The 5,383-nt window shown below is 63.3% G+C and carries 7 protein-coding genes; 4 read left to right on the top strand and 3 right to left on the bottom strand.

Annotated elements, in window-relative coordinates; translation table 11 throughout:
- The coding region (locus ACI94_RS09990) for a TrpB-like pyridoxal phosphate-dependent enzyme (protein ID WP_286681385.1) at positions 1-1,280 on the bottom strand (1,280 nt) is incomplete at its 3' end.
- Positions 1,281-1,423: 143 nt separating this feature from the next.
- On the opposite strand from ACI94_RS09990, the gene ACI94_RS09985 reads away from it, so the two are divergent.
- The 4 genes from ACI94_RS09985 to ACI94_RS09970 all read left to right on the top strand — a co-directional run bounded on the left by ACI94_RS09985 (position 1,424) and on the right by ACI94_RS09970 (position 3,515).
- Complete coding sequence (locus tag ACI94_RS09985) at positions 1,424-2,008, top strand: metal-dependent hydrolase (protein ID WP_066957865.1); 585 nt, start codon at positions 1,424-1,426, stop codon at positions 2,006-2,008.
- Between the two features lie 117 nt (positions 2,009-2,125).
- Positions 2,126-2,578 (top strand): spore germination protein GerW family protein, encoded by a 453-nt coding sequence (locus tag ACI94_RS09980; protein ID WP_224732780.1) that lies wholly within the window; start codon positions 2,126-2,128, stop codon positions 2,576-2,578.
- A 21-nt stretch (positions 2,579-2,599) separates the two neighbouring features.
- Positions 2,600-3,268: a DUF2953 domain-containing protein gene (locus ACI94_RS09975; RefSeq protein ID WP_066957870.1), complete on the top strand. Its 669-nt coding sequence runs from the start codon at positions 2,600-2,602 to the stop codon at positions 3,266-3,268.
- Complete coding sequence (locus ACI94_RS09970; RefSeq protein ID WP_150468724.1) at positions 3,261-3,515, top strand: hypothetical protein; 255 nt, start codon at positions 3,261-3,263, stop codon at positions 3,513-3,515. The genes ACI94_RS09975 and ACI94_RS09970 overlap by 8 nt, the downstream gene beginning before the upstream one ends.
- Positions 3,516-3,521: 6 nt before the next feature.
- Here ACI94_RS09970 and ACI94_RS09965 read toward each other — a convergent pair whose 3' ends face one another.
- Together ACI94_RS09965 and ACI94_RS09960 are read right to left on the bottom strand one after the other, a co-directional pair.
- The gene (locus ACI94_RS09965; protein WP_066957874.1) at positions 3,522-4,667 is read right to left on the bottom strand and encodes an ABC transporter permease; all 1,146 of its coding nucleotides are present in this window, start codon (positions 4,665-4,667) and stop codon (positions 3,522-3,524) included.
- Positions 4,664-5,335, bottom strand: coding sequence for an ABC transporter ATP-binding protein (locus ACI94_RS09960; protein WP_066958170.1), 672 nt, complete (start codon positions 5,333-5,335; stop codon positions 4,664-4,666). The genes ACI94_RS09965 and ACI94_RS09960 overlap by 4 nt, the downstream gene beginning before the upstream one ends.
- Positions 5,336-5,383 lie beyond the last annotated feature (48 nt).

Genomic DNA, 5,383 nt, shown 5'->3' with positions numbered 1-5,383 from the left:
AAGTAGGCCTCGTAGGAGGAGAGGTCGAAGTTGCCGTGCCCGGAGCAGCTAAAGAGGATCGTCTTTGCCTCACCGGTCTTGCGGCACCTGAGGGCCTCGTCGATCGCGGCCTTCACCGCGTGGGCCGCCTCGGGGGCGACGATGATCCCCTCCGTCCGGGCGAACTGCACGGCGGCCGAGAAGACGTCGTTCTGGTGGTAGGCGACCGGCCGCACGACTCCGTCCTGGACGAGCCGGGAGACGAGCGGGGACATCCCGTGGTAGCGCAAGCCCCCTGCATGGATCGAGGGCGGGACGAAGTCGTGGCCGAGGGTGAACATCCGAAGAAGCGGTGTCAGCCCCGCAACGTCCCCGAAGTCGTAGGCGTAGAGCCCCTTCGTCAGGGACGGGCAGGCGGCGGGCTCGACCGCGACGATCTCTGTCTCGGGGTGCTTCCCGGTCAGTTTGTCGCCCGCAAACGGGAAGGAGAGCCCGGCAAAGTTGGTGCCGCCGCCGACGCACCCGATCACGACGTCGGGGTAGGCCTCGACGGCCGCAAGCTGCTCCCTCGCCTCCTGGCCGATGACCGTCTGGTGGAGGCAGACGTGGTTGAGGACGGAGCCGAGCGAGTAGTTGGTGTTCTCGTGGCTTACGGCATCCTCGACCGCTTCGGAGATCGCGATCCCGAGGGAGCCGGGCGTATCCGGGTCGCGCTCGAGGATCGCCCGGCCAGACTGGGTCCTCGGGGAGGGGCTTGGGATGCACTCGGCCCCGTAGACCTGCATCATAACCTTGCGGTAGGGCTTCTGCTCGTAGGAGGCCCGGACCATGTAGATGGTGCACTCCATATCAAAGAGGCTCGTTGCAAACGCAAGCGACGATCCCCACTGCCCCGCCCCGGTCTCGGTCGCGAGCCGCTCGATTCCCGCCTCGCGGTTGTAGTAGGCCTGCGGGATGGCCGAGTTCGGCTTATGCGAGCCCGGGGGGCTGACACCCTCCCACTTGTAGTAGATCTTTGCCGGGGTCTTTAGGGCCGCCTCGAGCCGCCGCGCCCGATAGAGTGGGCTCGGTCTCCAGAGGGTGAGGATATCGCGGACCTCGGTCGGAATATCGATATAGCGCTCCGTGCTCATCTCCTGCCGGATGAGCTCCATCGGGAAGATCTGACGGAGGTCATCAGGGGTCACCGGCTTTCCGGTGGCCGGGTGAAGAGGCGGGTCCAGGGGCGTGGAGAGATCCGCCTGGATGTTGTACCACCGCTTCGGCATCTCTCCCTCGTCAAGGAGGATCTTCGTCTGCATGCCATTCTGGTGTACTCTGAACAAATATATACATTGTGGATCTTTTTAGTTCAACAAAGGTCATCGAGTTACCAGGGGGCACGCCCCGCCCCGGAGCATCTCCGACGAAAAAGAGTATATAATCACCCCGCCACTGGAGAGCGATGTATCTCCTCGCCCATGCCATGGCCGGCGTCCTCATAGGGCTCATCCTCGCGGCGATCGTCCGAGACCGGCGGGTCGTCCTGCTCGGCGCACTGGGCGGCGTCCTCCCCGACCTGATCGATAAGCCGCTCGGGCATATCATCCTCGCCGAGACCGTGGGCTACGGCCGGCTCTACTTCCATGGCCTTACGATCGTCACGCTCATCGCCATCGCCGGCCTCTTCATCTACTACCATCGCCGAAGCATCGGCCTCCTTGTACTGGCAGCAGGGATGCTGAGCCACCAGATCCTCGATGGGATGTGGCTGCGGCCAGCAGGATGGCTCTGGCCGTTCCTCGGACCGATCCCACTGCTTCGCACCCCGGATGACTTTTTGTGGGACGCCCTCATGCGGGAACTCTCTCAGCCGAGCGAATGGCTCTTCTTCCTCCTGATCACCGGACTCTTCGCCTACCTCTACCGGGGGGAACTCAAAGGCGCCCTTGCCCGGCTCTCCGGCCCCACGATCCGCCGGCTGCTCGTGGTCATCTTAGGTCTCGCCATCCTCGCCGCACTCGCCGTGGGCGGGAGGAACCTCCTCTAAAGCAGGCCCGTCATCCCGCTCCACCGGGGCCGATTGGTTCGGCGCAAATCCATCCAGGGCGGGAAACCCCAACCCTTATATACGAGACTGGTTACTGAAATGCTTGTGGTGAACTGAGTGACTGGCGAATCAATGCTCCAGATAACCGTCGATCAGCTGGCAAGAACGCTCTGCGCAAGCGCAATCCTCGGTGCCCCGGTCGATGCAGGTGAGCGGGTGATCATACCGGTCGCCGAGTTCGGATTGGGGTTCGGCGCAGGCGAAGGGTCCGGTGGGTTCAGAGAGGGGAAGCAGCACGGTGGAGCCGGGACCGGGGGAGGCGGCGGCATATCGGCTGTTGCCCTGATCATCATCACCAAGGGCGTTCCGGGGCCTGAGGGGGTCCAGGTGATCTCGTTAAAGAAGAAGAGCGAGATCGCCGAGGTCGTCACGGCGATCGGCGAGGCCGTCGGCCCGCACGTCGAGAAGGTCCTTGAGAAGGGCTCGGAGATGATGCAGCAGAGAGGGGGGATGGGGAGAGCCCAGGGAGAAGGAAGAGAGATCCCGGTAACCGGGGAAGAAGGAGCGTAAAGTCCGCTCCCCCTCCACTCCATGGCAGCGACGCTCCTCTTTTTGGTCCTGCTTGCCGTCGCCGTCATCCTCATCCTCGTCCTGCTTGCCCTATACCTGGTCCCGGTGACCGTCTCGATGGTTGCCGACTGCAGTGAGGAGAGTGCCCGGGCGACGGCCGACGTAGCCTGGTGCTTTTTGGACGGGAGGGTCCGGGTGGACGACGAAGTGCAGGTGCTTGAGATCCTTCTCTTCGGCCGCCGGGTGATGAGCCGGGATCTTGGCGAGCTTGCGGCGGAGGCCCCGGAGGAGGAAGAGAAGAAGGTCGAGGAGAGGCGTCCGATCCCGGACTACCTCGGCGCCGCAACCGACCTCTGGCCCCACCTCGAGAAGATCCTCGCCGCAGTCTACCGGTCACTCTATCTAGAGACGCTCAGGGGCGATATCATCCTCGGTCTTGAGAGTCCGGCCGATACCGGGATCATATACGGCTACTGCACCGCCGCCCGCTACGCCCTCTGGCCGGCCGAGGCGATCGACTTCGTGATGACCCCGGTCTTTAACCGAAGGGTCTTTGCGGGAACCTTCACCCTCCGGACGCAGATCCGCCACCCGCTCCTGATCCTCATCCCGGTCGTCCAGGCTCTCCTGGATAGACCGGTCAGGGACCGGCTCCGTCAATTCTCGGGAAGAGGTGCTCCGGGTGGGTGAGAGGACAGAACTCGTCGTCGGCGGCGGGCGGAAGGTCGGCGACCGGTGCATCATCCCCGTCATCAGGGAACATGTGATCCATGCAGGAGGGTGCGCCATGCTCAGTTTAAGCCCGGTTGCCCTCCTCATCGCCGAGGGGGAGCATGAGTACCTCGCCCTCCTCCCGGGTGCGCCCCCGGGGACTAAAGATGCAATCAAGACGCTTCGCGACGGAATTGAGCGTCAAAAAGAGGAGTGTCTCGGGTAGCCCCCGTCACTCGTGGCGCAGGGCCTGGATGGGGTTTAGCTGCGCCGCCTTCCAGGCCGGGTAGAGACCGGAAGCGACGCTTGTAAAGACGCCGAATCCCATCCCGAAGGCGATGTAAAGGAGGCTTGCCGGGTTGAAGAGGTATGCCGAGTTCCCGGCGAAGACCGCCGTCAACAGGAATCCGGCACAGAAACTGAGCGCACCTCCGATGAGAGAGCCCGCAAGCCCGAGGATGAGGGCCTCATAGATGAACATCCGCATCACCTCGCCGCGCCGGGTGCCGATGCTCCGGAGGATCCCGATCTCCTTGGTCCGCTCCGTGACCGACATCAGCATCACGTTCAGGATCGAGACACCGGCGACGAGGAGCGATATCGCGCCGATCCCGGCAAGGAAGACCGCAATCGAACTGGTGGCCGAGGTGATGCTCTCGAGGAACTGCCTTGAATCCGAGACGGAGACGACCTCCTCCCGCCGGTTCAATTTCTGCTCGATCGACGCTTTGACCGCATCGATATCGTCGACGTCGCGGACCTTCACGATGACCTGATCGTAATCCTCTTCGTCGTAATGACTTGAGTACCAGGTATAGGGCACGACGATGGCGTCGTCGGGGCTGATGTCGAGCGCGAGCCCCCGCTCCTCAAGCACGCCGACCACACGGAGGTACTCGTCGCCGATCCTGACCCGGGAACCGAGTTTCAGACCGTTCTCCTTGCTGTTTGCAGCAAGGTTGCTCCCGATCAGGCAGCCGGCGCCCGTATCCTTCGGATAGCCCCCCGACTTCACCTCAAGGAGGGAGGGAATATCCTCGGCAGGGATCGCATACAGCATCACGGCGCTCTCCTTATCGCCCACCGAGATCTTCTCGAAGGTGTATGAGTACGGTACGACGGCGTTCGAGCCGACCGCCCGGGTAATATCGGAGACCTGCCGTTCGGTGAGTTTGCCCCCGCTCACGCCCATCGCCGGGGAGACAATGACGGTATCCCCGACATCCGAGATCATATCGTCAAGCATCAGGCCGATGCTGGTGCCCATGATCCCGAGGGACGCGATCGCGAGGACGCCTATGACGACCCCGACGACCGCAAGGGTCGACCTGAGCCAGTGGCGGGTGACGTTCCGGCGGGCGAGGTCAAAGAAGGTCATTCCACCACCCTCCCGTCAATGAGCTGGATCGTCCGGTCTGCATACTTCGTCATGCGGGGGTCGTGGGTGACCATGACGACGGTCTTGCCCTCCTCACGGTTCATCCGGGTAAGGAGGGCCATGATCGCGGTCCCGGTCTTCGAGTCCAGGTTCCCGGTGGGTTCGTCGCAGAGGAGGAAGTCGGGGTCGTTGACGAGCGCCCGGGCGATCGCGACCCGCTGCTGCTGCCCGCCGGAGAGTTCATTCGGCTTGTGGGTGAAGTGGGTCTCGGCGAGCTCCACGGCACGCAGGACCTCTTCTGCACGCTTGCGGGCCCCGTTCTGTCGGCCTTTCAGGATCAGGGGATACTCGACGTTCTCGACCACGGTGAGGAGCGGGATGAGGTTGAACTGCTGGAAGACGAACCCTATGTGATCCCGCCGAAGAAGGGTCAGTTCATCGTCGCTCATCCTGCTGATCTTCTTTCCGGCGATGGTGACCTCTCCTGAGGTCGGGACATCGAGCGAGCCCATGATGTTTAAGAGCGTCGACTTCCCCGACCCCGAGGGGCCCATGATCAGGACGAACTCGCCCTTCTCGATCGCGAGATCGACGCCGTCCAGCGCCACAACGTCGCCCCCCGGGAGGGGGTAGACCTTCCGGACCGCATCGAAGCTGATGACCGGCATCGTCGTTACGCCCGTCTCCACGAGTAGTAGATTGCTCCGGCGACCCCG

This window comes from Methanoculleus sp. DTU007 (assembly GCF_001512385.1).
GTDB classification, from domain to species: Archaea; Halobacteriota; Methanomicrobia; order Methanomicrobiales; family Methanoculleaceae; genus Methanoculleus; species Methanoculleus thermophilus.
This window is presented reverse-complemented; position numbering and strand designations above follow the sequence as displayed.

What these genes read in the sequence shown, in the direction of transcription:
- ACI94_RS09985 (WP_066957865.1), top strand. Translation starts at nt 1,424, where the DNA reads ATGTATCTCCTCGCCCATGCCATGGCCGGCGTCCTCATAGGGCTCATC.
- ACI94_RS09975 (WP_066957870.1), top strand. Translation starts at nt 2,600, where the DNA reads ATGGCAGCGACGCTCCTCTTTTTGGTCCTGCTTGCCGTCGCCGTCATC.
- ACI94_RS09965 (WP_066957874.1), bottom strand. Translation starts at nt 4,667, where the DNA reads ATGACCTTCTTTGACCTCGCCCGCCGGAACGTCACCCGCCACTGGCTC.
- ACI94_RS09960 (WP_066958170.1), bottom strand. Translation starts at nt 5,335, where the DNA reads ATGCCGGTCATCAGCTTCGATGCGGTCCGGAAGGTCTACCCCCTCCCG.